This is a genomic window from Pseudoalteromonas sp. MTN2-4, assembly GCF_042848605.1.
Lineage (GTDB): Bacteria > Pseudomonadota > Gammaproteobacteria > Enterobacterales > Alteromonadaceae > Pseudoalteromonas.
In genome coordinates, this window is record NZ_BTGK01000002.1 from 379410 (window position 1) to 404238 (window position 24829).

A 24829-nucleotide genomic window follows, 5' to 3' on the forward strand; every position below is an offset into this window, starting at 1 on the left:
GCATTTGTTGTGAATGTGGGGAAAAAAGGCCCACATTCTTATTTCTTCTTTAACAAGACTGCCTAACAATAAGCTGAGGTTCTATCAAACGGCTTTCTACCGCCTTGCCTGCAATCATATCAAGCAGCGCTTCGACCAATAACTCACCTGCACGCTTAGTATCTTGTTTCACCGTAGAAAGCGGTGGCGAGGTAAAGTTGGCAACAGCAATATCATCAAAGCCAGCGACTGCCACATCTTCTGGGATGCTTAAACCATGCTCTTTAAGCGCGCGCATTGCCCCTACAGCAATCAAGTCACATGCTGCACAAATTGCATCAAACTCAACGCCTGAGTCGAGCAATTTTTTCGCAGCATCATAACCCGCTTCTTCAGTATACAAAGCGTTTATTTGCAGCTTCTCATCAGCCTTAATAGCGTGCTCTTCTAGCGCAGCACAGTGGCCTTTATATCTGTCGAAAAACTCTGGCGCATGGCTTGAAGCTGTACCCAAGAAAGCCAACTTTTTACAACCCTGATTCAGTACATGTTGTGTTATTTCTTTGCCACCAGCAAAGTTGTCACAACCAATTGCTGAGCCTTTGAGTTGATCTTCACCCACACCCCAGCGTACATAATGGGTGCCTTGCGCAGAAAGTTTTGTGAGTTTTTCAGCAAAATCGACATAGTCTCCATAACCCAACAAAATGAGGCCATCGGCTTTATTACTATCTTCAAAGTCTGCATGCCAGTCATTACTGGCTTGCTGAAAAGAAACCAATAAATCATAGCCTCTATCTGCACAGGCACGGGTAATGCTGCCCAGCATAGATAAAAAGAAAGGATTAATGGCTGAACCATCATCGGTTGGGTCTTCAAAAAGCAACAAGGCTAACGTATCACTGTGTTGGGAACGCAGATTACTGGCGTTTTTATCAACTTTGTAATTTAATTCTTTAGCAATTTTTTGCACTTTTTCGCGGGTTTCTTGGTTCACCAAAGGGCTATTACGCAAAGCGCGCGAGACCGTTGATTGCGACACCCCAGCAAGGTAAGCGATATCGAAAGACGTTGCTTTTTTCACAGACAAAACTCGTAGTTAGACTCATCTAAGAATATACCTGAGTAGACCTTTTATGTGTAGTTAAAAGCACAGGATTGATTAGTAAAGTAAAAACCGACTCTTTGTTGTTGGCGAGACTTTAAGTCGCGCAAAATACAGGCAAACAAAAGCGTGTGGTAAACCCACGCTTTTGTAGAATAGTAATGCTTATTTATGATTGAGACTCAAGGTCAATTTCTTCTCTCACTTCATCATCACCCAATGCCATCACGTCTCTTACGTTCTTTTGCACTGTAATAGCAGCAAAACCACTCAATAAAAACGCCATGGCGTAAAAGCCTTTTTCGCTCAGTAATAACTCTGCGTTTACTAGACCCACAGTTAACAGTGCAATTGCAGATCCAGCAGCGACCCAGCACATCATAAAATAAGGTTTTGAAATGGTTTGACCTTCCATTTTATCTCGAATGGTCTTTTGTAAAGACACGAATGAAAACAGGCCAAATAACAATACAGCTAGGTAGTAGCCTTTTTCATTCAATTGCATGGTGGCATTTGCTAAACCAATTAAGAATGCCGCCACACCCGCTACCAACATAGCAACGGATGCCATTCTAAATGCCTTGCTTGGTTTGTTTATAAGTACTTGTTTATTCATCATCTGTGTCTCCATTAATCTTGAATTCGTTACGTCTTGTAAGTGACTTCAGTATTAGAGACACAGCAAATTTAGTAAACCCAAACTATCAAAGGTTAGTATTTGGGGACTAAAAGTATTGTTTTAATAAACTTTATTGAGGTTTTATTAAATATGGCCCCTGAAACAAGTTCAGGGTGACGAGCACTTTTACATTAAATCTCTAAACGCCGTCATCCTGACGAAGGTCAGGATCCATTGAGTGAAAAATCCTTATACTCACTGAAAATGATTACTTCAAAGTGTTGTTAATAAACCCTTGTATCTGTTCAAGCATTTGCTCGTAGTAGGGGTTAAAGGTTAAGCGCTGCAAATTAGGGGTCGTTTCTAAGTTCGCCTCTGTAAGCTCACCTAAAGTAACCGCATTGGCTGTTTTACAACTGACGAATAGTTTAGTTCCGGTTAGATGCTCGCAATTACGATAACTGCCCTGCCAACCATAATGCGGGTTACTCGGCGCATTTGTTGGGGATGTGTGTGCTATATCAAGCACACGCTTACAATACACTTGCCCTTCACACGAAAAAGTCGTGACGGTTTTTAATGAGTTAGGTAAGGCATTAAGTTGATCTTCAACGTTATTGGCATAGTAATACACAAGCTTATCTAGTGCTTGCGCTGCGCCGTTTTGTGCGTGCCAGCGAGCCAGTATGTTTACCGTTGCTTCGCTGTTGATGGTTTGGTCAACTTCGCTCGCCACCACAAAAAACGGTATATTGCGCAGCCCTTTTAACTTTTTCGGTTCAATCCGCTTCATAAGCGCATGAACTTGTGCGCCCGCATTGGCAGGAAACGATTCATACTTAGCAAAGTCGATATCAGCCGCTTCATCTAAATAGTCGGTAAACCAACTGACGTATTTCGCTGCCCACGCCATACCCGCTTTTGCTTCACTGGCTGGCGACCACAGCATTACCCCTTTAAGTTTTTGCAGCTCACTTTCGTTCAAGGTATTGTGATTCAAGTAATCAACAACCAAAGCCCCCCCTGTTGAAAAGCCACCCAAATACACGTTATCGAAATCGTTAAGCATGCTTTTAATGGCATACGATGCCGCTTGTCGCCAATCAGCTTGATCAATATCAACCAAGGCTTCTGCGGCTGTACCATGTCCAGGTAATAACAGAGTACGCACCGATATACCCTGCTCTACAAATGAATTGGCTAAATCATGAAATAAATATGGTGAATCAGTTAAACCATGAATCAGTAATACCGCGGCTTTTTCGTTATCGGCTTTAACTTCAAACGGCGTGATTAAATCTACGACCTGAAGAGACTTGTCTGCATACAAGCGTTTGCTGGTTGGCGTTGTAATTGGGCAAGGCATACTGGCTTTGGGGTTTTGCGCATTAATATGTACACGCGCTGCAACCAAATAATCTTGAAAAGGTTTGTTTGATGCAAAATCGAAGTTGATACGCTGCAAACCCCCTTTAGCAAATCGATAGGTGCCTGCTTGTTTAAACTTTTCGATTTGCGCAAGGTCATTATTAATCGTCACACAGTTAAGCGAACTTGATGTTTCGGCCGCGAACACATTGGCTGAGAAAGCACTTACAGAGAAAGTACTCGCAGATAAAACGAAAGCACTCAACATCGCTTTTTTGAAAATAGTATTAACTGACATGGAAAGTGTCCTTCTAATCTTGAGATTTATTGCGTCGAAACTGCTCGAATAAAGTCGGTTCCCATGCTCGCATCGCGAACAGCAGCCCCATATGTTTTCGTTTCGAAATTGGTAGAGCTGAATCTTCTTGGTTTAAAATCGCAGCTTCTTTAGTCAACTGATTCAATTTACGCTGAATGATCTCAATCGATGAATTTGAATAACGACCACGTAAATAAAAACGAAAACTATCTTCTTCATCAAACTTGCTCGCCATAAAACGATGCAACACTTCTTGTTCCATAAATCGCTCTAATGGGCCGTTTTTGATCCACCTGAAATCTTGGGCTATGAGGAGTTTATAGTGGTTGTTTGGTAGTAGTTGAATAAGCTTGATTTTATCGAGCCGCGCAAATAAGCGAATAAGCTCAAATTGGTCGATATCATATTGCTCAATAATGTCATCAAACTGCCATGCATCACGAACACAGACCGCCACCAGTAGCAACTTAGGGTTATCAATAAGCTCTTGCTCTTGATCTAATGTTAGCTCTGTTAGTTGGTCTTGTTGCTTCTCAGTAATAGTAAATAAATCAGACAAGCTAATCTGCAATAAATGACAGATCTCTTCTAAGCGTTGCAAAGTAAAGCTTTGCTGAGCAAAAATCCGTTTGATATTAGCCTCACTCATGTCGAGTTTTTCGGCAATGCCTTTGTACGTTAGCTTTTGCTGTTTAAGCAGCATTTTAAGTGTATCGCTCACCTGCGAAATTTGACTCATAGTGTTCCTTAAATTTATTCCCAATGGCTTTCAAAAGCGCATATATGACAAGAGAGTCATTACCGCCAACAACCAAGAAAATTGAAATAGCCAGAGTAAAACGCCTGATAGTTTAGGATTACTATACTTAGAGTTTCTTAAATTGCTACATCTAATAACTGAGTTTACGTAATTAATCCTCTGGTCTAACTTATAGTCAACGCAAACAAACACAGTATGTTGATTTTTAAAGGACACCACTATGAAACGCATTTCTCAACTTTTCACATTAGGTTTAATTGCATTGACGTCATTTGCATCACACGCAGAATCAGCGTCTGAACATGCCAGCAAAGGCAGCCGCCACTCTGCACTTGCTAGCGCACACAGTACAACAGCCAGTGCCCAAGTAGCCAGCGGCGTGGTAGCAGTACCTTTATTAGTTGTTGGCAGTACAGCATCAGCAAGCCAAGCAGCTGGCGAGTCACTAATCGATGCTGCGTCAGGCAAACATAAAATCGATAAGCATGAACCGCTCGAAATTACCGAGATCACCATTACCGTGGACCGCTCACCCGCAGAGCAAATGAAGAAGTCAGACAAGAAAGACTAATTAAGCAACTTAACTCAAATACCTACCAAAAGCTGTAAAGCCCCTTTACGGCTTTAATCAAGGAGCACATTATGCGCTACTTTAAATCTCTCATTTTCACATTTGCTCTATTGCTTTCTCTAAACACCTTTGCAGGCAGCCAGCAAAACAGCGAATCTAAATTTGCAGCCGAAGAAGTCGCAAGCTTTGCCAAATCCGTCGAAAAGTACGCCGCGAAACAAGGTGCGCGTGCATTCATTATTGCGCGTTTAGGTCAACCAGAAAAAGACTTACCTCGCGGCTTTCAATTCACTCACACTGCTATTGCTGTTTATTCTCAGATCTCTTTAGAGAATGGCGAAAAAGCCAAAGGTTATGCCATTTATAATCTCTATCAAAATGCCGATAACCCAGCAAAAAGTGTGTTAATGACTGACTATCCTGTCGATTTTTTCTGGGGCGTAGAAAGTCTAAAAGCCGGTATTATCATTCCCTCACCTGACTTGCAACTTCGTTTAATTGAAGCCATCGCATCAGGTAAAAACAAAGCACTACATAACCCAAATTACTCGTTAATCGCCAACCCGTTTAACAACCAATTTCAAAACTGTACAGAGCACACGCTGAATGTGATCAATGCTGCAATATACGAAACCGATGACATAACGCGTATTAAAGCCAATACCGAAGCCTACTTTAAGCCACAATCTGTGAAAGTGAGCCGCTTTAAACTCGCATTAGGAAACTGGTTTGCTAAAGGTGTGAGCACCGACGACCATGAACGAAAGATTCAAACGACCAGCTTTACGAGCATTGCTCGGTATTTACAAGAGTTTGGATTGATGAAAGAAGCAGTGGTTTATGAAGAGAAGAATATAAGACAACTTCTGTAGAAATTACACAAATATGGCCTTAAAGATTAAGGCCATATTTTATTTAAAGTAAGCTAGCTGTTTGCATCACTTAGCTTTTAATACGTCTTCCTCTTAATGCAAAAGCAAGCATAATTAAGCCAAATATGCCAAATGAACCGCCACTGTCTTTGTTTTTGACTTCAACACTCACGGTTTCAGAATGAGACAGGCCAAATTCGTCTGTGGCAGTCACTACAAAAACTAAAGTGCTGGTTTCATCAACATCAGGCGCCGTAAAACTAAATTGGCTTTCATTACTAGGCAATGCTACTGATTCACCCGAAGTTTGTTCCCAACTAATAGTAATGTTATCGCCATCTGGGTCTTCTGCACCTACTACATTAATGCTGAGTGACTCTCCTTCATCAACACTTGACTCACTGCTAGTAAGTGTGAATTGAGGGGCATTATTTTTGATTACATTAACTTTTACTAGTGCAGTTGAGGACGCGCCAAATTGGTCTGTTGCAGTAAGCTGATATACTACAACTAAATCTTGAGCTACTTTGTCAGCACTAAGTTTTACTGTACTTTCCTCACTTACTAGCTGATTTTCTGATGCTATTCTTACCCAAGAATAAGAAATGCTATCATTTTCTTTGTCCGTTGTTTGACTAGCATCTAAGGTAAATTCTAATTCACTTCGAACCGTAATAACTTCTTCAGCTAACGTAATTTGAGGAGCATGGTTTTTAGCTATATTTACTTTAACGAATGACGAGGCAGAAGCACCATATTCATCTGTTACGGTAACTTGATAAATCTTGGTTGTATCTTCACTCACCTTTCCAGCAATCATTGCTAAACTGCTTTGCGTACTAAGAACATTTTCAGGTTCACCAAAGTCAACCCATGCAAAAGTTAAATTGTCTCCCTCAGGATCAAATGTTTCGCTTGCATCAATGCTAAACTCGGTTTCACTTCGAACACTTACTTCAGATTGATCCAATATAATGCTTGGCTCTAAGTTTACAAACGTTGCTTGGATATTTTTTAAAGTGACACTGTCTTGCCCAGTAGAGACAGAGTAGTCTTTTATATATTCAACTCTAATTTGATTCAAACCATCTACTAAATCTACACTAAATGGTCTGTACTCTCCTGGTTCGCCACTATCAGATAAAACCTTTTCTTCATTATGGAAGATTTCAACAAAGTCGTATCTTTCTTCACTTGAAATCAGATAGTCAAAGCCAATAGATGTAATGTGGGTACTATCAGCCTCAATCATCAAAATAGACTTCTGCGATTGTTCAGTAATTTCTGGGGTTTCATCAGAATCTGAAATATCACCACTTACAAGAGTTGGCTGTTCAGATGTCATATCTACGAACCAGTTTTCGTTGCCACCTGTTGACCACTTTATACCTGAAAAGGTTGCCATCAACTCATTCACATTTTGATCAAAATTAAACAGCCTTGTATAACCAAAAGTAACATTATTGATTACTTCAGATGGTGAAGTAATATGGGCATTAATAGTATATTGACCTGTTTTAGAGTTATCCGGAGTCATCACTTCAAATTGACATTCTAAGCCAGACTCAATCACTGAGTTTGAACAGTTTTCTTCAGAAAACTGATAACCTTCTTTATCACTTGAAACACTAAAGTCAGCGATAGATAAAGGCATTTCTAAAGTATTTTTGAACGTGCCTTTAATAGCCATTGATGACTCATCTGTAATGTAAGAGTGAGTCTCATTTTGACCAAGACCAAAATCAAAAGCCTTTGACTGTATCCAGAAAAATAATGACTCTACATCTGCATAAACGCCTGGTTTATTAGGCAGAGCACATCCGTCACCCCAGCTTACTACACCAACCTGAAACCATTCATTATTCTTTTGTACAATTAGTGGTCCACCACTGTCGCCTTGACATGAGTCTTTGCCGCCCTCTGCCAAACCGGCACAAATCATAGTATTAGATATTTGTCCGTTGTAGTGCTCAGTATTGTTACACACTTCATTTGTGACATAAGGCACATTGACTTCTTGTAATCTTGTAGGTGTTTCGCCACCAAAACTCAGTCTTCCCCATCCCATAACTTTTAAATTATCGCCAGCGACTAGGCTATTACGAACTTCTTGATCTGCCAGTTTAATAGGTGTGATATTTTGAACTGGACGGTCAAGCTCTAATACAGCTACGTCATTGTTATAAACGTAATCAACACTATATTGTTCATGCATCGACATAGAAACCACGTTGTAGGTTTCCCACTGCGATTCATCGGTCAGGTCATGACCTTCGAATTTAACAGTAAAATCTTCCGCACGCATTCCCTCAATACAATGACTTGCTGTGAGTACTTTATTGCCACCAATGAATGACAAACCGCAAAAATGGCCACCGTTATAATGGAGACTCCCCATAAATGGATATGCAAATGGAGTAGTCTCTTGCCCGCCTACGATACGAGGCTTAGACAAATGAGTAACAGCTTTTTGAGATTTTATAGGTGCTGCTTTATCACTTGCGTAACTCGTAAATGGCGCAGTAATCGTCGCTAGAAGAAGCATTCCCTTTAGATTATTGTTCATTTTTGTTCCTGTTTTGTTAATTTCATGGCGTATTGTATAAAAAAATAACTATTTGTCTATGATGGAGTTACTTCAACTTTCAATATTTAATAGCCAATTTCAATACTGTTTAGTGCCCCCTAAAGCGAGCAATACTGCGATTTACCAAACCGTCAACATGACGCGTATTAAGACCAATGTTGAAGCCGATTTCTTCATGCCATAACCTGTGAAAGTTAGTCGCTTAAAATGCGCATTTAGAATTGTATTGGCTAAAAGAGTGAGTGTCGTCCGAGACTAAAAGCACGGACACTTTTTAAATGTCTAATAGTGCTGAAAATAAATGGAATGAAATAAAGGAATAGACTGTGACCGACCCCATTGTGGTGTTTTTAACCTTACTGATTGTGGGCCAGATTTGCTTAAGTGTGCCACTGCTGCTTGCGCGTGCAAAAAAACATACGTCTTATTTGTACTTAGCACTATTTTTGTTTGGCTGTGGGGTGCTCGCAATGAACAACATTGTCTTGCAATCGCTACCCCAGTGGTACCACATTTATACTGTTGTGGCGTTTCCGACGTTATTCTTGCTTTGCCCTTCATTGTGGTTTTATATAAAAGGCATAACAGCCCAGCAAACGTTTATTTGGCAAAGAAAACATGCTTTGCATTACGCTTTAGTTGCTCCGGCAGTCTTGGTTTCAGGTATGATGTTATTTTTATAAATGATAGAACCGTCTCTACTCCACTTGCCAAAACAATTATTATTAGCTTATTAATCATGATGTTGTTTTGGCTTGCTCAGTGCGTTTTTACGCTTTTTTTAATCGCGAAACGCTTGAAAGATTATCGAAAGCGCTTAAAGGATTTCTTCTCAAATAATGAACACCATGACTTAAAATGGTTTAACTGGCTGATGTATTGTGCAATCAGCTTTTGGTTGCTGTCTCTTGTCAGCGTGTTTTCATCAAGTCTGTTTAACGCGTTATTATTCAGTGCCAGAACCGAGGCTTTTATCACTCTGTGTTTGTTATGGAGTTTGGCTCACTTTGGTTTACAGCAAAAACCTGTTTTAACCACCTTTAATGAAACAGATACACAAGGCTTTCTATTAGAGGATAAACTTAGCGCAAAACAACACGCTCTTGAAGCGACAGCATCTGAGCCTTTAAATACCCAACGCACACTTGATGCACCTAAAAAGTATCAACGCTCGGCACTGAACTCAGAACAAGCCAGCCGCATTGCCGAGAAGATAAATACCGCGATGCAAGAGCAGCACCTGTATTTAGACCCGAGCTTAACACTACACAAACTCGCCGCTCACCTGAGCATTTCACCCAATTATTTATCACAAACCTTAAATGAAACCTTGGGTGTTAATTTTTTTGATTATGTAAATCAATGGCGTATTGAAGCTGCCAAACCCAAAATCATCGCTAATAAAGATACGGTGCTCGACATTGCACTCGAGGTGGGGTTTAACGCCCGTTCGTCTTTATAAGGCGTTTAAACAAGCAACAGGGCAAACGCCCAGTGAATATAGGAAAGTGAACTAGCGCCTTTGTGTTAAATGTTGTCATTGATGCCGAACTACAAAAAACTATCAGACTCAAATTTTGCTTATATCTATGCATAAAACCTACAGACAACTCCCCTACCCCTTCTATATCGCCTGAAAGTAAGCAATTGATGAGTAATGTCAGCGCATGGATGCGCTGCAAGGCTGAGTTAGTCCATGGATGGGTGACGAGTGAACGATGCGAAGCATCGCAGCGCGAGGAAGTGGAGGCATGGATGCCGACAGGCTGATGCTTCAGGGAAGAATTTCGTAGCAATTTCAAATTGAATGACTCAGCCGCCCTTTGGTTGCCGTCGCCAACGCGACAAGAAGTGAAATTGAAGGCTAATTTAAAATACCTCAACTACAGCTAAAATGGCTAATTTATGGTTGCGCAAAAGTAACTTTGCTTCTCACACAACTTCTGTAACCTCAACTACAGCTAAAATGGCTGACTTATGGTTGCGCAAAAGAACCTTACTCCGTAAGGTGTATTTTGCACGGTATTTAACAAAATATATACAAATGAATAATCTCATGATAGCCTATTCCGGTTTTTATCTATTAATTTGTTAAAACACGGATAGGGGTTGAATGAAGGAAATCGAAAGAAAGCGAAGTGCAGAAAGCTTTAAGCTTCATGTGCAACGTTCACTACGGCAAATGCGGCAAAGTAAAGGTATGTCACAAGCGCAATTGGCTAAAAAAATGATATCCAATGTTGATCAATCTACGATAAGTAATTGGGAGTCTGGCAAAAGTGAAATGACGATGACGCAACTTTTAGATGTGTTATTCATTTTTGGTGTTGACCTAGATTCTTATTTTTCGTTTTTAAGGAGAGATTAAATGGACGCATTATCAGAATATTTAGATCTTATAAATTACCTACCTTTTCTTATCGCAACTTTTGCATTGATTCATAATTGGAGCAACATAGGCGCTAGATGGCTACTAATTCTAAGTCTGACCGTTGCATGTCTTGAGGAGTATACTCAAACATACGCTATTCACTGGACAACCCATTATTATGCATGGGCTATTTTCTTTAATTTTTTATACATATTCCCTATTTTGTTCAGAAAAAAAATAGCGCAAGAAATTTTCAATAGAACAGGTAATAAGTTTTTTTATGAAGCTACTAAACTAAAATTTAGCCCGCAAGAAGCTGCAATAATGCTCCTATGTTTAATATCTGTAGTAGGCCATGCTATAAGTTATGTAGAAGTTTTCTTGTATAAAAGCTTCTTAATTGATGTAATGTATTTTAAGAACTATATATTAGCAAAACTTCAGCTGATACTACACATATTAGCAACTTTAGCTATTCTATCACTTTCTTTTAGATTCAAAGGATTAAATTATGCAGCGACTAAAGCTTAAAGATTTGGAACGGGTTACTGCTGGTATTGGTGGTATAGGTGGCGGTATTTCTCCACCTAAAGATCCTCCTCGCGGTGATGAAAAAACAGAACAATCAACCAACACCGACGGTAGCTACCAACCAGCGACTTTACCTGCCGAACCTGACGAAGGTTAATTAGTCTTCACTAATTAACTCAACCACCTAAATAAACCCTGATTTTCAGGGTTTATTTGTTTTATTCCCTCCAAAAAATCCCTACACTAAATAACCCGTTCAGCTGACGTGCACCCTGCGCAATTAGAATGCCTGAACTGATAAAAAAATCTAACTATAAAAATAAAATGAAAATACATTCGTTCAACAGCGATGTTTCAAGGAAGTAATATGGCTTTAAAAAGACTGTTATTGTTAAGCGCATTTCTAGTTGGCTGCAATGACAATAATGAACAAGCAACACAACCTAATGCTCCTCTTTCAGCGCAAAAAAGCGCTGATACAGCTGTCACTGACAGCCACAAACATGCTGCCAATACTGAATTACCAGCAGAGATTATCGCTGAGCCTGAGCCGCTTGAAACTCCGCCTCAAGTCACAACGTATACTTTAAAACGCGGCCAAACCATTACCCATGTTTTAAAAGAAGCCGGATTCAGTTTATCGCAAATTTATGCGCTAGCCCGCGACATAAAGCCTCATTTTGATTTTAAGAAAATTAAATCTGGCACTCAGTTCGATGTTGTCACGCATGTAGTAAATGCGCCAGTTATGGCTGCTGAAACAATGACTGATGCCGACATAAACAGCAACGACACCGCAGACACTGACACAGTAAAAGAACAAAAGCACCTTCGCTTTGCCACCAGCTATGGTGAATTAATTGAAGCCACATTAATTGATCACACTTGGCAGTTGTCGCCTATTTCAATAGAAGTGAGACAGCGTCGCTTCAGTAAATCATTTGAGATCAGTCAAAGCCTTTATAAAGCAGCGAGTAAGGCAGAGATCCCTGCCAATGTGATCAACAGTGCGATTTTAGCCATGTCTCATTTTGTCGACTTTCAACGTGAGATCAGAACTGGCGATAAGATCACATTAAACTTTAGCCAATCAAGGGTGCAGCAAGACGCACATTTATTTGAAAAGTTTAGTGCTCCACAAAAACTTGTTGCCATAGAATTTGTGAACAACAAAGACGTCTACCAGCTCTACCAGTTTGAAGACGCCTATTACTTTGCAGATGGGAAACTGGCACAAAACTTTTTAATGAAAACACCGCTCAATGGCGCGCGACTTTCATCGTCTTTTGGTAAACGAAAACACCCTGTATTAGGCTACACTCGCCAACACAAAGGCATTGATTTCAGTGCACCAACTGGTACACCTATTATGGCGGCAGGTAAAGGCAAAGTACTCAAAGCCAATTACAGCAAAAGCTTCGGTTATCGTGTCTTATTAGAGCATCATAGTGGCTATCGCACCTTGTATGCACATTTAAAAGGGTTCGCAAAAGGCATTAAAAAAGGCGCGAGTGTAAAACAAGGGCAAATCATTGGTTACTTAGGTAATACCGGTATGTCTACAACCCGTCACTTACACTATGAGGTGCATAAAAATGGCAGAGCAATCAACCCATTAACCATGAAACAACCAAGTAATATTCAGTTGAAAGGCAATGATTTAGTGGCATTTAAAACGCATATTCAAGGGGTAAATCAAAGGTATGCCGCCATTCGTAAAAGCGATACGCACATTGCCGAGTAATCGCACCGTCTAACTCAATCATAAATGACGAGACTTTAGAAAATCGAGGGCAGAATAACCTGAGCCCTCGATATATAATCACGCTCACACCATCTCCCCCCTCTGTGTTTTCACATACTCAGCTACTACGACACATCGAAAAGTAAATTGCTAAAAGCACACAAAAAACCAAAAAACCACAACCTTTTAACTATTAATTGTAAATTTAATGTTTACTTTTTACTCTTTTTATGGATTACTAATAGCTCAAAAATAAAACACTCTTTCAAGGACTGGCCAAAACTCATCTAATCTCTAGAGAGGTAAGCTATGTTAAAACCCCACCATTTAGGCACCTTGCTGATCGGCTTATGTTGCTTCATATCTGCGCAAGTTTACTCGGCAGCTTGTACTGGCAAACTCTATGGTATAAATGCAGGTCGAGGAGAAGTCGGCTTAGTTTTTGATGTAAATGAGTATAGTGGTGACACATTTATTCATTCCAAAGCACTCTTTAGCTCTGCGGCATTGACTTATGCCAGCGATTTAAATCGCTTGTACTATATCAGTGCGCCTAGAGCGCATGAGTATCAGCTTGATTTATTTGGCGTTGATTTAAATAGCACAGAGTTGAAGTCTCTACCTATTTCGGCCAGTCGGCACAAATACACCCGGATTGCCTATGTAGATATGACAACCAAAACACATACTTCTCTGGCGAAAAGTAAACCTATGTACCGTTTAGCTTATAATGAGAATACCGGCTTGCTAGTTGGCTCTTACTTCAATAAGTTATACAGCATAGACCCTCATACTGGCGCGACAACTTTACTTGGCACACTCTCAGGCTACACAGAAGACAGTGAAATGTGGCGAGGCGATCTGGCTTTTAATCAAGGGCAATTATATTTGGTTACTAACTCTGCCATTTTTACCGTTAACCTTGAGTCACTAACATTAAATAAGCTTTCCTCTCATTCTATCCCAACTTTAACAGGGGCGGTATTTAATGGCGCAGGTGCTTTGATTGTTAGCCGAGATAAAACCAATGATTATGGCAGTCTAAATAAAACCGACCTCTACCAAGTTCAACCTTATACGGGAGAGGCATGTAAAATGGCAACGCTGCCTGCACAGCTAAATGATTTAGCCGTTGATAACACTGACAGTATAGGTTGCCCTGAAACACCATTATGCCAACCTCTCACACAACCTGAAATTTCTCTTTCTGCAATTACAGCTTCGGTGAATGAAGGTGGCACGTTAGAGTTTGAAGTCACGCTTGATAGAGCAACAGGGCAAGACGTTAAAATTGATGTTTCAACGACCCCAATCACGACACCGAATAATGATTACACCTACCCAGATCAAACCGTCACGATTGCAGCCGGTGAAACCAGTTATCGTATCCAGATCCCAACCATTGATAACTCGGTATACGAAGGAAATAAACAATTCACAGTACATGTTTCTGCTGCAGAGCATGCGACAGGGAGTGCACAGCAAATAGCAACCATTATAGAAAATGACCCGAATACCGCTGAACAATTACAAAATGCCGCTAAAAATGGTCAAGTCAACTGGGAAGGCTCAGATGGTTGCTGTCACGGCCAGCGTATTAGAGGCATTAAAGGGTATTTTCCAAATGCGCCCGCAGGCACTGTTGTTAATTTTTATATCAGTAGTCAAAAAATAGCAACGAAAACACTGTCTGGCAGCTTTGCTTATGCAGGAGACAGTCAAAGTACTTGGTGGATGAACAATGGCACGGTAGCTTGGGCAACACTGACGTATAACGGTGTGACAGTAAACGTTCATACTGGTCATAAATCTCAAATTCACAATCATCACAATGTAAACTGCGCAAACGGTTGCTGGTAAAGCGACTCCCCCACAAGTAGTGCAAAAGCAAAATGGCTTCTGGAGAGAAGCCATTTTTTTGCTGAGAGCTAAAGCCAGTTATCACTATCTGGCTTAATCGAAGTTTAATAGATCTTGATATACCCTATTCATATCGTAATGCTGTGATTGGTCGCTCTTTTGCTGCAATAGCTGATAAAGAGCCTACCGTTACCCACGCAATCACAAAGGCCAAAGTCGTTGCAACCGCAAATGGCAATATTGATAAATCAATACGATACACAAAGCTGTTTAACCACTCTTGCATAATGAAGTAAGCGGCAGGCCAAGCAATGATGTTGGCGATCAACACCTGCTTTGAGAACTCTTTATTGATTAAGATAACAATATCTAACACCGATGCGCCTAGTACCTTACGAATACCAATCTCTTTTGTGCGGCGTTGTGTGGTGAACGATGCCAGACCAAACAACCCTAAACATGCAATGAAAATAGCCAGTAATGAGAACAGGTTAAATACAATGAATTCTCTATCTTCTTGCTGATACATTTGGTTGAATCTATCGTCTAAGTAGTCCAATGCAATCGGCTGCTCAGGTACAAACTTGCGCCATGTTTGCTCAATATAGTCGCGTACTTGTGCGGTGTCGCCCGTGTACTTAATCGACATGTTGTAACCATTGTTATGGTTAAGCAAATGGTAGGTCGGTGCCACTTCTGTTTTTAAAGACGAGAAATAATAGTCTTCAGTTACACCCACAATGGTCGCTGTGCCTTCAGAAGTGCGAGTGAATAACACTTTAAATTGCTTACCTACTGCCTCTTCTGGGGCATAACCCAATGTTTTTGCGGCTACGCTATTAATGACCACACTAAACTCAGGGTTTGGGTTTTCTTCTGAAGGTCGAGAAATTGCATCTGCAGTAAAATCACGGCTGAACCCTCGGCCACTCAGTAACTTAATATTGTAAGACGAGAAATAATCTTCATCGACTGCCAGTACAGGCATAAGCTGCATCTCTTTCGTTGCAGGGTGAATTAAGCCCATAGCATCTGTTAGAGAGCCAGTTGGGAAGCGTGATGTTTTAGTTACGCTGCTAATATTTGGATTCGCCAATAGTTGCGTTTTAATGGCATCGCGCTGTGGGCTGGCTTCTGTGGTATATAAACCACGCAGTACAAAGGTATTCGACTTGTCATAACCTAGGTCGATGTTGCGCGCATAACTTAACTGTAAGCTTGCAACCACGGTCGCCACAATCAAGATGATAGCCACACTGAACTGAAAAACTACAAGACCTTTACGCAGTAACGCGCCGGCTTTACCTTGCGTCACTTCACCTTTCAGCACCTTTGCGGGTTTGAAAGCACTTAAGTAAAACGCAGGATACGCACCTGAGATCAACCCGACAAATAAACCCAAAGATAGCAAAATAGCTAATGTGCTTAAATCGAAGTAGTTAAATACCAGCTCTTTGCCAATAAAATCTGCGAAGATAGGCAAGGTCGCCTCAACCAGTGCAATGGCGATGAATAAAGCAATATAACAAAGCATAATAGCTTCAACCATAAACTGAGTAACTAAGCTGTGCTTCTTCGCGCCTAGGGTTTTACGTACCCCGACTTCTTTTGCGCGTTTAGTCGCCGTTGCAGTAGACAGGTTCATAAAGTTCACACACGCAATCAGTAGAATAAGCGCGGCAATAATACTGAATGAATAGACGATATTGATGTCGCCATTTTCTTTCATTTCACCATAGAATTTAGAGTTGAGATAAATATCAGTGATGTTAATAAGCGTATAATTCAGCGCATCACTCACCCCTTCCCCAACATGGTTTTCTAAGAAATCAGGAAAGCCAGCTTCAAGGGCTTTGATATCTGTATTCGGCGCAAGCTGAAAATAAGTCAGATAGTTAAAGCTTGGGTTTTGATCCCAATTTGGGTTTTGTAAAAACTCAGGGGCAGTACCCATACTAATTAGCGCTGAAATATCTAAGTGAGTACGCGTTGGTAAGTCTTTAATTACTCCTGTGACTTTTAAACTAATGCGATTAGCCAACATTAGGGTTTCGCCCATCACATTAGTGCTTGAGAAGTAACGCTGTGCCGCAGATTCTGTCAGCACCACAGAATTTGGAGCAGCAAGGGCTGTTTGTGCATCGCCTTGTAACATTTCTAAAGAGAAAAAATCGATCACATTGGCATCGGCTAGATTAATGCCATCATCACTAAAATGTGTATTACCAAACCCTAAAGTAGCACCGATTTCACGTAGTCGCGTTGCTTCTTGGATCTCATCAAAGTTTGCCGAAAAACGTTCAGCGTTATAAACCGAGCCTTGTGCAAAATGCTGCGCAGGCGAGCCTGGCACTGTCATTTTTAATGACGTACGGTAAATGTTTTCGTGGCCTTTAATGTGTTTATCGTAACCTAACTCAGATTCAACAAAGATTGCCATGCTTATACAAATCGCCAAGCCAATTGCTAAGCCAAGAATATTAATACCTGAGTAAAGTTTTTGTTTTAACAGATTGCGATAGGCAATGATCAAATAGTTATTAAGCACAACGCACCTCCTGCATATTTTGTGACACGATATGACCGTCTAATACATTGATAACGCGGTGTGCGTAATTGGCATGGTGATCTGAGTGAGTAACCATCACAATGGTTACGCCTTCACGATTTAATTGCGCAAGTAACTTCATGACCTCTTCACCGTTTTTAGAGTCCAAGTTACCTGTTGGCTCATCGGCCAGTAGCATTTTTGGTTCAGCAACAATAGCGCGGCCAACTGCGACCCTTTGCTGCTGACCACCCGAAAGTTGCTGCGGATAGTGATCTTTACGGTGCGCAATGTCGACCTTTTCTAAAATCGCCAATACGCGCTGCTCACGCTCTTTTTTCGCTATGCCTTGGTAAACCAATGGCAGCTCAACGTTTTCAAAAACAGTTAATTCATCAATTAAGTTAAAACTTTGGAAGATAAAGCCAATGTTGTCTTTTCGAATGTCGGCCAGCTTATTTTCGGTGAAGCAACTGATGTCTTTACCATCGAAAATGTATTCTCCTTGATCGATATGATCGAGCATGCCGACGATATTCAGTAGCGTTGATTTACCCGAGCCTGACTGACCCATAATGGCCACAAATTCACCACGTTCTACGTGCAGCGAGACGCTATCAAGCGCATGTGTTTCGACTGATTCTGTGCGGAATATTTTGCTAATGTTGGTTAAGTTGATCATCTGTTTAGTCCTAATTCTTTTTAATTTTTAATTGGTGACGCACGTTTACTGCGTCAGCTTTAAAGTCTGCATATCGATAAAAGTGCTATAGCTTGAGGTAATGACTCTGTCGCCCTCGTTTAATCCCTCTAACACTTCAATGAATTTGTTATTGCGCTGGCCTAAGCGAACTTGTTTACGAACTGCAACATCACTACCTTGCTCGATTACAAACACCCACTTACCAGCTGTATCGAGGAAGAAGCCGCCATTTGGGATCATCTTGGCTGGTTTTGCATCGGCAAGTAGCAATTCCATCTGCAGAGTTTGGCCGCGACGAATACGCTCGGGTAAGGCATCGTTAAAGGTTAAATCGACTTCAAAACGGCCATTGCTTACCTCGGCATACACTTTTGCCAGTGTTAGTGTGTAATCTTTACCTTGGTGGGTGATTTTTGCGGTTTGACCAGCAAATACACGGCCCAGATAAAACTCATCAATTAACGCGCTGACCTTGTACTCACCGACAATATCAACCTGACCTAAGCGTGAACCACGCGACTTTGACTCACCCAGCTCAGCATTAAATGCGGTTAGCTGACCGTCAATCGGTGCTTTGATCACTAGGTTTTCAAGGTTCTTACGGGCGAAGCTTAAGTTCTTATTAAGCTGTGCAACACTGTCTTCAAGCTGAGCAATTTGGGCGGTACGAATAAGCTCATCTTGCTCTTGTTGTTCAATTACCAATGTACGACGATCTTTTAAATATTGTGTGAGGTCGATAACTGCTTTTAATTCGTCTTGCGATACTAGGTTGTTCGCCACCAGCTTTTTGTGCTGTTTTAATTTGCGCTCGCTTTGTTTGATCTCGAAATCCAGCTCTAATAAGTTACGCTTTAGATTTAAACGGTTTTGGTCGATGGCTAAACGGGTATTGTGTAGGTTATTTAACTGCTCAGAAATTTGTGCTTCACGAGAGATAACATCAAGCTGCAAGCCTGTGTTACTCAAAGCTAAAATCTTATCACCCTTTTTAACCATGGCGCCTTCTTCTACAAAGCGCTGCTCTACACGGCCCCCCTCAATGGCGTCTAAATACACTGATTTGCTCGGGGTGATATTGCCACGTAGTGGGATCATATCGGTGAATTCACCACGAGTGACTGTACTTACCTTTATTTTGTCCATGTCTAGGTTATAACGACTGCCGCTGCTATTCGCGGTATTGCTTATTAAAAAATACGCGATGGCAATTGCAGGGAATGCCAACCACCCTGCTTTAAATGTGCGTTTTTTGCTGATCACTTTATCCATTTCTAACATCCTAATCGTTTAGATTTGTTAGATATAAGACAATTACTGTGCCAAAAACAAAAACCAATATAAAACAATCAGTTACCATTTTAAGTACGATTTAACACAGATAAAAGTGTAAAACTTTAAAACACTTGGTGTACGATATCGTACACTTTGAAAGTAAGGAAATGCGCCATGGCTGTAATTGATAAGTCGATTCTGGTGGTTGATGACAACGCCGAGATCTTAATTGCCACTAAGATGTTATTAAAGCAACACTACAAACGTGTTGTCACGCTAGATAACCCACATAACATCAGTGACGCCATGGAGAAAGAGTATTTTTCTCTTATCTTACTCGATATGAATTTCACCCGAGAATCCACCTCTGGGGCTGAAGGCTTTTACTGGTTAAAGCAAATAAAAGCCATAGACGAAGACGCCGTTGTGGTGCTATTTACAGCTTTTGGTGATATGTCGATGGCGGTGGATGCCATTAAACAAGGGGCCAGTGATTTTGTGCTAAAGCCTTGGCAAAACGAAAAACTATTGGCAACCGTGGCAAACTGTATTGACTTAAGCGCACAGCGCCAAAAAAGCAAAAAGCTGAACCAAATCGCGGCGCTGTCTTTGGCAGATCAAAATCGTCCATTTGAGAACCTGATTGCTAAAAGCCCTGCCATGGAGCAAGTGTTCACAACCCTCGAAAAAGCCGCAAAAACCGATGCCAATGTACTGATTTTAGGTGAAAGTGGCACAGGTAAAGAAGTTATCGCCCGGGAATTTCATAAACAATCACTGCGTGCCAACGATACCTTTTTATCGGTTGATATGGGCACCATTGCCAGCTCATTATTTGAAAGTGAGCTGTTTGGTCATGCCAAAGGCGCATTCACCGATGCCAAAGAAAACAAGCAAGGTCGCTTTGAGCTGGCAGATACCGGCACCCTCTTTTTAGATGAAATCGGGAATATTCCACTCGAATTACAAGGCAAGCTGTTAACTGCCATTCAAAACCGTGTGATCACCCCAGTTGGTGGCAGCAAAGAAATTTCGGTCGATATTCGTTTGATCACCGCGACCAACATGAATTTATACGACATGGTGCGTGAAGGCTCGTTCAGACAAGACTTGTTGTATCGCATCAATACCGTCGAGATCACACTGCCGGCACTGCGCGATAGACCACAAGATATTCCCTTGCTGATAGAGTTTTATGCTGATCTTTACTGTAAAAAATACAAGCTAGGCCATAAAACGGTGAGCGATAAGACCATGGCGCAGTTACTTGCCTATGATTGGCCGGGTAATATTCGTGAATTACAGCATTTAGTTGAGCGCTCAGTGATTTTATCAGACGGTGAGCAACTGCAATTTCAGCTCATGCCCAGCCAAGAGGCGCAAAGCGGTACAGCGCAGTTCGACACCTATAATCTTGCTGACATTGAACAAATGACCATAGAGCGTGCTATTGCTGACTTTAAAGGCAACATAAGCCATGCAGCTAAAGCACTCGGTATAACCCGTGCGTCGTTATATCGCAAAATGGAGAAGTACGGTGTTTAATAAAAACAGCGCGGCGGTGTTGGGTTACTTTGTCTCGGCGGTTGGTTTTGCTTGTATTGGACTCTATGGTGTTGCATTCAGCCATGCCACTTTGCTCAGCATTTTGGCTTTATTTGGCTCTGCCCTATTTGCAGCCCTAACACTCAAACTTTTTGCCAAACAGCAACAGCAGTTCAACGAAGTCATCAACGCACTGAAATATCTAGACAGTAGTTTTCGCCTCAGTGAAACCCACACCCTAGGTGCTAAAGAGCAACAGGTCTGCAATGAACTGATCAGAAAAGTACAAGACGATAAATTCAAGCAAGCCGAGCAAGTCGCTATTTTCGAGACCATGCTACAACATATTGATGCAGGGGTTATTCTCACCAAAAATCAGCAAGATGTGGTGGTGTGTAACAATACGGCTAAGCGAAGCCTAGACATTCGAACGTTTAGCGATGCAAAAGAGCTTTTAACCGCAAAGCCCATTCTTGAGCAAACCAAGCAAGGTGCCAGTGTCGAAGACGACATGTTGTTTAAATATTTCGCCTTTAATTACCATAACAATCGCTATGAGCTTTGGTTGTTTACTGCCATTTCTGAGCAAATAGAAAGTACGCAAATGGATTCGTGGCAAAAGCTTATTCGTGTATTAATTCACGAAATTGGTAACTCTGTCGCCCCAATTTATTCGCTCTCAAACACCCTAGCGACCATCACAGAGCAGCAACTTGCAACCCAAGTAGATGACCAAGACTTAGTCGACGATTACCTGCAAAGCCTGAACGCTATTGGCATTCGCAGCCAGTCCTTACTTGGCTTTATTGAAGATTATCGTAAGCTCACACATATTCCTCATTTAGAGCTACAACCGATCTCAGTGCAAAGCCTATTTGATGATTTGCAGCCGCTCGTTAAGCCACAATTTGATGAGGCCAATATCGCTTTAACACTTTCGATTGAGCCCGAAAACTTAACTGTCTCAGGCGATAAAAAGATGCTTGAGCAAGTGCTGGTTAACTTAATCACCAATGCGCTAGATGCCTTAAAGTTGAGTCAAAAAAATGAGAAAGCAGTGAACATCACTGCGAGTATTAACCGCTATGGAAAATGCGAAATCACCATACAGGATAACGGCGATGGCATAGAACCCAGTGCACTTGAGAAGATCTTTGTGCCTTTCTTTACCACTAAACCTAAGGGTTCAGGCATAGGCTTAGCCCTTAGTCAGCAAATTATTCATCGTCATAAAGGGCGTATAAAAGTGGCCTCTGAGGTAGGTGAAGGGGCAAGCTTCACCTTGATGTTATGACTTAATTATCTATTCAAAACTCGAAAACAAAGCTAAAACTTAATTTTCTCAAGTTTTCCCGAGTCATATTTATATGCGAATGGTGAGATGTTGTAAGGTAAGTTAGGGAACTCGTTGTAAGCAATAAGTGCCATTTGATGAAGAGATTTTTGATCGTTAAGCTCAGCAATCAAAACAAATTGTCGACTGGGCATAACAATACCAACTGGCCCATTAAACTTTTCAGCTATTTTCTTTTGAAAATAAGACGAAAATACTCCACTTGCCTCGTAGGTTTCATCTACGACAAACATATACAAATTTATATCACCATCCAATTCCATCTTATTTATAGAAGCATCAGCTTTTTCTAAATATTTATTGAAATTTTCAAATGCTATAGATTTAAGTTGAGCTTTCGATAAATTAAAATCAGAAAAAGCAGACTTGCTTAAATATTGAATACTTGTTGGTGTATCTAGTGCCAATAGAAGAATGAGATCATCGTTAAGAATTTCATGATAAAACGGAAATGGGATTTCATCTCCTGACTGGTTTATTTGAGCCGTAACTTTATCAATATAAGATTTAGGTTTCACAACGGGCATTAACTGGCTCAGTTGAATTTGCTGTTTGTCAGTGAGTAATGTGTATGACTTCATAGATGAAATGAAATCTGAGAATACGTCATCAATTGACTCACCATGTTCACTATAAAGCAGATAAATATTTCCTAAGTGAGTACTTGATGATGTCCCATCGGCATAAATTACATTTATGTTTAAGTCATCTTTTATTTCAAATTTAGCACCCTTGAAATGATTTTTAGCCTCTTTGACATATGCTTTTGTAAAAGCAGTTTTAGAAATGACATCAGCATGACTGTTAAAAGCTAAAAAGGTTACAACTACAGCAACAAAAAGTTTAAGTCCAATTTTCATTATTTTATCCAAGTATAAAGTTAAAAATAAATTTAACATGGATATTGAAACACTTACATAGTTCACTTTTTATTTGTTATTTCCCGCAAAAATAATCACTGTAGATAATGTCTCTTGCGGACCAATTTTAGCGGCACCGCCGAGCACATATACCTCTCCGTTTAGGCTCACTTTACCGTGACCATGACGCGGGGTCGGTAAGGGTTCAAGCTCCTGCCACTCGTCAATGTTAGGGTCATACAAAAACACTGAATTAAACACTTTGCCATCTTGCCAATTGCCGGTGTTTGAAAATGCTTCGCCGCCAGAGACGATAATCTTGCCATCAATCACGGCAGCAGCAAGGCCTGCCGCAGCAATCGGTAAAGGAGCGCGAGTTTGCCAAGTTTCAGTTTGGGTATCGTATACTTCAACAGTGTTTAAGTTCTGTCGATTTTCACCGCCAGTCCGTCCGCCAATCACATAAATATCATTACCGACCACTGCACCTGCGGCCGAAGCGCGGGCTGTCGGTGCGGGTTTGGCTTTTCGCCAATACGCGTTATTCACCAACACATAGTGGGCGTTGGTGTCGATGTTTTGCTTCTCGCCTCGTTTTCGCGTTTTCCCACCAATCACATGAATGCTTTTACCAACGCTTGCATAAACAGACTCGGCCATAGGAATTGGTAAAGATGATGCACTCATCCAGCGACTCTTTCTGCTGTCTAAACGGTACACTGAGCGTTGTGGTTGCCACGCATCCTCTTTAGGGCCGGAGAAACCACCGATGGCATAAACATAATGAATATTGCTCGTCATTCCCAAATGATGCCGAGACTCAGGTAAATCGGGTGCTTTTTCCCAAAACTGTTCTGCAGGATTTAAAATAAAGATCTTTCTTGTTGGCCCAAGGCCATAGAAACTCTCTGATTTTGATGGCACGAAGCCACCCCCAACGAATATACGATCTAAAAACACCGCTGGGTAAACCTCTTGTATGGCGACAGGAAGATCAGGTGCAGGTTGCCAAATTTGCTCCATACCAGCCGGCTCTATAGTATCGACAGCTTTCTCTTCAGCAGCAGAATAGAAACTAATCAAGCTCAATAAAACCAAAGTAATCATTCCAGCAGATAATTGTTGCATGTACATTCCTTAAAAAATGTTCTTTCAATTATACCATTCAGGGGTGTATCTAGATCAGTAACATAGCCGTCATATTTGGAGAAGATAAATGCGTCTAATCGTTGATTACTAAAGATTAGTTAAAGCTAGGTGATTTTGACAACTCAATCAGCATAAATACAAATGAATGACTGATATTGCATTCAACTCACAATCATCTTAATCGAGTTTTAATATCGAATTAGAACACTGTAAAACCCCTTTACAGTTCCCTTGCCCTTAAAGAAACATCTAAGCAAGTGAATACATAAAAGTACTCAATAAAAACTGCAATCTGTAAAAGTTTTTAATTAACGCTTTTGAAGCGCTTATTTATAATACTCAATACAAAGTTTGTTGGACTCTATTATGAAAAGTGCCATTTATTTAATTTTACCTCGAACACAAGTTGCTGATGTACTTGCTCAACCTTTTTATATCACCCCTTCAATTGAGTCTGAGGGATTTATTCACGCGTGTAGTGAATTACAAATAGACTATGTAGTTGCACGATTTTATAAGGATAAAGGGCCGCTTGCTCTTTTAAAAGTTGACCCTGATTTGATCACTGCTGAAGTGAAGTATGAAGGTGCCACGAACAACCCTGAATTGGGTCTATTTCCACATATTTATGGCCCGCTGAATACCAATGCTGTTGTTGAAGTCAGTGAGTTAAAATATCAGTAAAGCAAATAAAAAACGCGGTGTAACT

Annotated in this window: 24 protein-coding genes; 13 read left to right on the forward strand and 11 right to left on the reverse strand. The window is 40.8% G+C overall.

Annotated elements, in window-relative coordinates:
- Positions 1 to 49: 49 nt before the first annotated feature.
- From ACGHEH_RS06665 to ACGHEH_RS06680, 4 genes are all read right to left on the reverse strand, one after another.
- Positions 50 to 1063, reverse strand: a complete 1014-nt coding sequence (locus ACGHEH_RS06665) for a LacI family DNA-binding transcriptional regulator (protein WP_390443166.1) — start codon at positions 1061 to 1063, stop codon at positions 50 to 52.
- Positions 1064 to 1253: 190 nt separating this feature from the next.
- Positions 1254 to 1700, reverse strand: a complete 447-nt coding sequence (yiaA, locus tag ACGHEH_RS06670) for an inner membrane protein YiaA (RefSeq protein WP_390444155.1) — start codon at positions 1698 to 1700, stop codon at positions 1254 to 1256.
- A gap of 271 nt (positions 1701 to 1971) precedes the next feature.
- Positions 1972 to 3369, reverse strand: coding sequence for an alpha/beta hydrolase (locus ACGHEH_RS06675; RefSeq protein WP_390443168.1), 1398 nt, complete (start codon positions 3367 to 3369; stop codon positions 1972 to 1974).
- A 13-nt stretch (positions 3370 to 3382) separates the two neighbouring features.
- Positions 3383 to 4129: a helix-turn-helix domain-containing protein gene (locus ACGHEH_RS06680; protein WP_390443170.1), complete on the reverse strand. Its 747-nt coding sequence runs from the start codon at positions 4127 to 4129 to the stop codon at positions 3383 to 3385.
- Between the two features lie 241 nt (positions 4130 to 4370).
- Between ACGHEH_RS06680 and ACGHEH_RS06685 the strand changes: the two genes are divergently transcribed.
- Together ACGHEH_RS06685 and ACGHEH_RS06690 are read left to right on the forward strand one after the other, a co-directional pair.
- Positions 4371 to 4721 carry a hypothetical protein gene (locus tag ACGHEH_RS06685; protein ID WP_390443173.1) on the forward strand — a complete coding sequence of 117 codons (351 nt, stop codon included), beginning with the start codon at positions 4371 to 4373 and terminating at the stop codon, positions 4719 to 4721.
- A 71-nt stretch (positions 4722 to 4792) separates the two neighbouring features.
- Positions 4793 to 5593, forward strand: a complete 801-nt coding sequence (locus tag ACGHEH_RS06690; RefSeq protein WP_390443176.1) for a DUF2145 domain-containing protein — start codon at positions 4793 to 4795, stop codon at positions 5591 to 5593.
- 70 nt (positions 5594 to 5663) lie between these two features.
- Here ACGHEH_RS06690 and ACGHEH_RS06695 read toward each other — a convergent pair whose 3' ends face one another.
- The gene (locus ACGHEH_RS06695; RefSeq protein ID WP_390443178.1) at positions 5664 to 8159 is read right to left on the reverse strand and encodes a trypsin-like serine protease; all 2496 of its coding nucleotides are present in this window, start codon (positions 8157 to 8159) and stop codon (positions 5664 to 5666) included.
- A 58-nt stretch (positions 8160 to 8217) separates the two neighbouring features.
- On the opposite strand from ACGHEH_RS06695, the gene ACGHEH_RS06700 reads away from it, so the two are divergent.
- The 6 genes from ACGHEH_RS06700 to ACGHEH_RS06725 all read left to right on the forward strand — a co-directional run bounded on the left by ACGHEH_RS06700 (position 8218) and on the right by ACGHEH_RS06725 (position 11239).
- Entirely contained in the window at positions 8218 to 8364 is a 147-nt protein-coding gene (locus ACGHEH_RS06700; protein WP_390443181.1) for a hypothetical protein, read from the forward strand.
- 142 nt (positions 8365 to 8506) lie between these two features.
- Positions 8507 to 8863, forward strand: coding sequence for a hypothetical protein (locus ACGHEH_RS06705; protein ID WP_390443184.1), 357 nt, complete (start codon positions 8507 to 8509; stop codon positions 8861 to 8863).
- Between the two features lie 56 nt (positions 8864 to 8919).
- Entirely contained in the window at positions 8920 to 9642 is a 723-nt protein-coding gene (locus ACGHEH_RS06710; RefSeq protein ID WP_390443186.1) for a helix-turn-helix domain-containing protein, read from the forward strand.
- Between the two features lie 651 nt (positions 9643 to 10293).
- Positions 10294 to 10548, forward strand: a complete 255-nt coding sequence (locus tag ACGHEH_RS06715; protein ID WP_138479151.1) for a helix-turn-helix transcriptional regulator — start codon at positions 10294 to 10296, stop codon at positions 10546 to 10548.
- A complete protein-coding gene (locus tag ACGHEH_RS06720) occupies positions 10549 to 11082 on the forward strand; it encodes a hypothetical protein (RefSeq protein WP_390443189.1) in 534 nt (177 codons plus the stop codon).
- A complete protein-coding gene (locus ACGHEH_RS06725) occupies positions 11063 to 11239 on the forward strand; it encodes a hypothetical protein (protein ID WP_390443192.1) in 177 nt (58 codons plus the stop codon). Before ACGHEH_RS06720 ends, ACGHEH_RS06725 begins: the two co-directional genes overlap by 20 nt.
- A gap of 803 nt (positions 11240 to 12042) precedes the next feature.
- Here the strand turns inward: ACGHEH_RS06725 and ACGHEH_RS06730 are convergent.
- Positions 12043 to 12105 (reverse strand): hypothetical protein, encoded by a 63-nt coding sequence (locus ACGHEH_RS06730; protein WP_390444157.1) that lies wholly within the window; start codon positions 12103 to 12105, stop codon positions 12043 to 12045.
- A 223-nt stretch (positions 12106 to 12328) separates the two neighbouring features.
- On the opposite strand from ACGHEH_RS06730, the gene ACGHEH_RS06735 reads away from it, so the two are divergent.
- The gene (locus ACGHEH_RS06735) at positions 12329 to 12826 is read left to right on the forward strand and encodes a M23 family metallopeptidase (protein WP_390444159.1); all 498 of its coding nucleotides are present in this window, start codon (positions 12329 to 12331) and stop codon (positions 12824 to 12826) included.
- 309 nt (positions 12827 to 13135) lie between these two features.
- Positions 13136 to 14686: a Calx-beta domain-containing protein gene (locus ACGHEH_RS06740; RefSeq protein ID WP_390443195.1), complete on the forward strand. Its 1551-nt coding sequence runs from the start codon at positions 13136 to 13138 to the stop codon at positions 14684 to 14686.
- A 124-nt stretch (positions 14687 to 14810) separates the two neighbouring features.
- Here the strand turns inward: ACGHEH_RS06740 and ACGHEH_RS06745 are convergent, their stop codons facing one another.
- From ACGHEH_RS06745 to ACGHEH_RS06755, 3 genes are read right to left on the reverse strand one after another with little or no spacing between them, the layout of a single operon-like run.
- Positions 14811 to 17234, reverse strand: a complete 2424-nt coding sequence (locus ACGHEH_RS06745) for an ABC transporter permease (RefSeq protein WP_390443198.1) — start codon at positions 17232 to 17234, stop codon at positions 14811 to 14813.
- A complete protein-coding gene (locus tag ACGHEH_RS06750) occupies positions 17227 to 17916 on the reverse strand; it encodes an ABC transporter ATP-binding protein (protein WP_390443200.1) in 690 nt (229 codons plus the stop codon). The genes ACGHEH_RS06745 and ACGHEH_RS06750 overlap by 8 nt, the downstream gene beginning before the upstream one ends.
- A gap of 45 nt (positions 17917 to 17961) precedes the next feature.
- A complete protein-coding gene (locus ACGHEH_RS06755) occupies positions 17962 to 19209 on the reverse strand; it encodes an efflux RND transporter periplasmic adaptor subunit (RefSeq protein ID WP_390443202.1) in 1248 nt (415 codons plus the stop codon).
- A gap of 177 nt (positions 19210 to 19386) precedes the next feature.
- Between ACGHEH_RS06755 and ACGHEH_RS06760 the strand changes: the two genes are divergently transcribed.
- Positions 19387 to 20757, forward strand: a complete 1371-nt coding sequence (locus ACGHEH_RS06760; RefSeq protein WP_390443204.1) for a sigma-54-dependent transcriptional regulator — start codon at positions 19387 to 19389, stop codon at positions 20755 to 20757.
- Complete coding sequence (locus tag ACGHEH_RS06765; RefSeq protein ID WP_390443207.1) at positions 20750 to 22051, forward strand: sensor histidine kinase; 1302 nt, start codon at positions 20750 to 20752, stop codon at positions 22049 to 22051. Before ACGHEH_RS06760 ends, ACGHEH_RS06765 begins: the two co-directional genes overlap by 8 nt.
- A 32-nt stretch (positions 22052 to 22083) precedes the next feature.
- Here ACGHEH_RS06765 and ACGHEH_RS06770 read toward each other — a convergent pair whose 3' ends face one another.
- Positions 22084 to 22971: a DUF1444 family protein gene (locus ACGHEH_RS06770; RefSeq protein ID WP_390443210.1), complete on the reverse strand. Its 888-nt coding sequence runs from the start codon at positions 22969 to 22971 to the stop codon at positions 22084 to 22086.
- Positions 22972 to 23040: 69 nt separating this feature from the next.
- Positions 23041 to 24099, reverse strand: coding sequence for a Kelch repeat-containing protein (locus tag ACGHEH_RS06775; protein ID WP_390443213.1), 1059 nt, complete (start codon positions 24097 to 24099; stop codon positions 23041 to 23043).
- A 387-nt stretch (positions 24100 to 24486) separates the two neighbouring features.
- On the opposite strand from ACGHEH_RS06775, the gene ACGHEH_RS06780 reads away from it, so the two are divergent.
- Positions 24487 to 24804 (forward strand): DUF952 domain-containing protein, encoded by a 318-nt coding sequence (locus tag ACGHEH_RS06780; RefSeq protein WP_390443216.1) that lies wholly within the window; start codon positions 24487 to 24489, stop codon positions 24802 to 24804.
- Positions 24805 to 24829 lie beyond the last annotated feature (25 nt).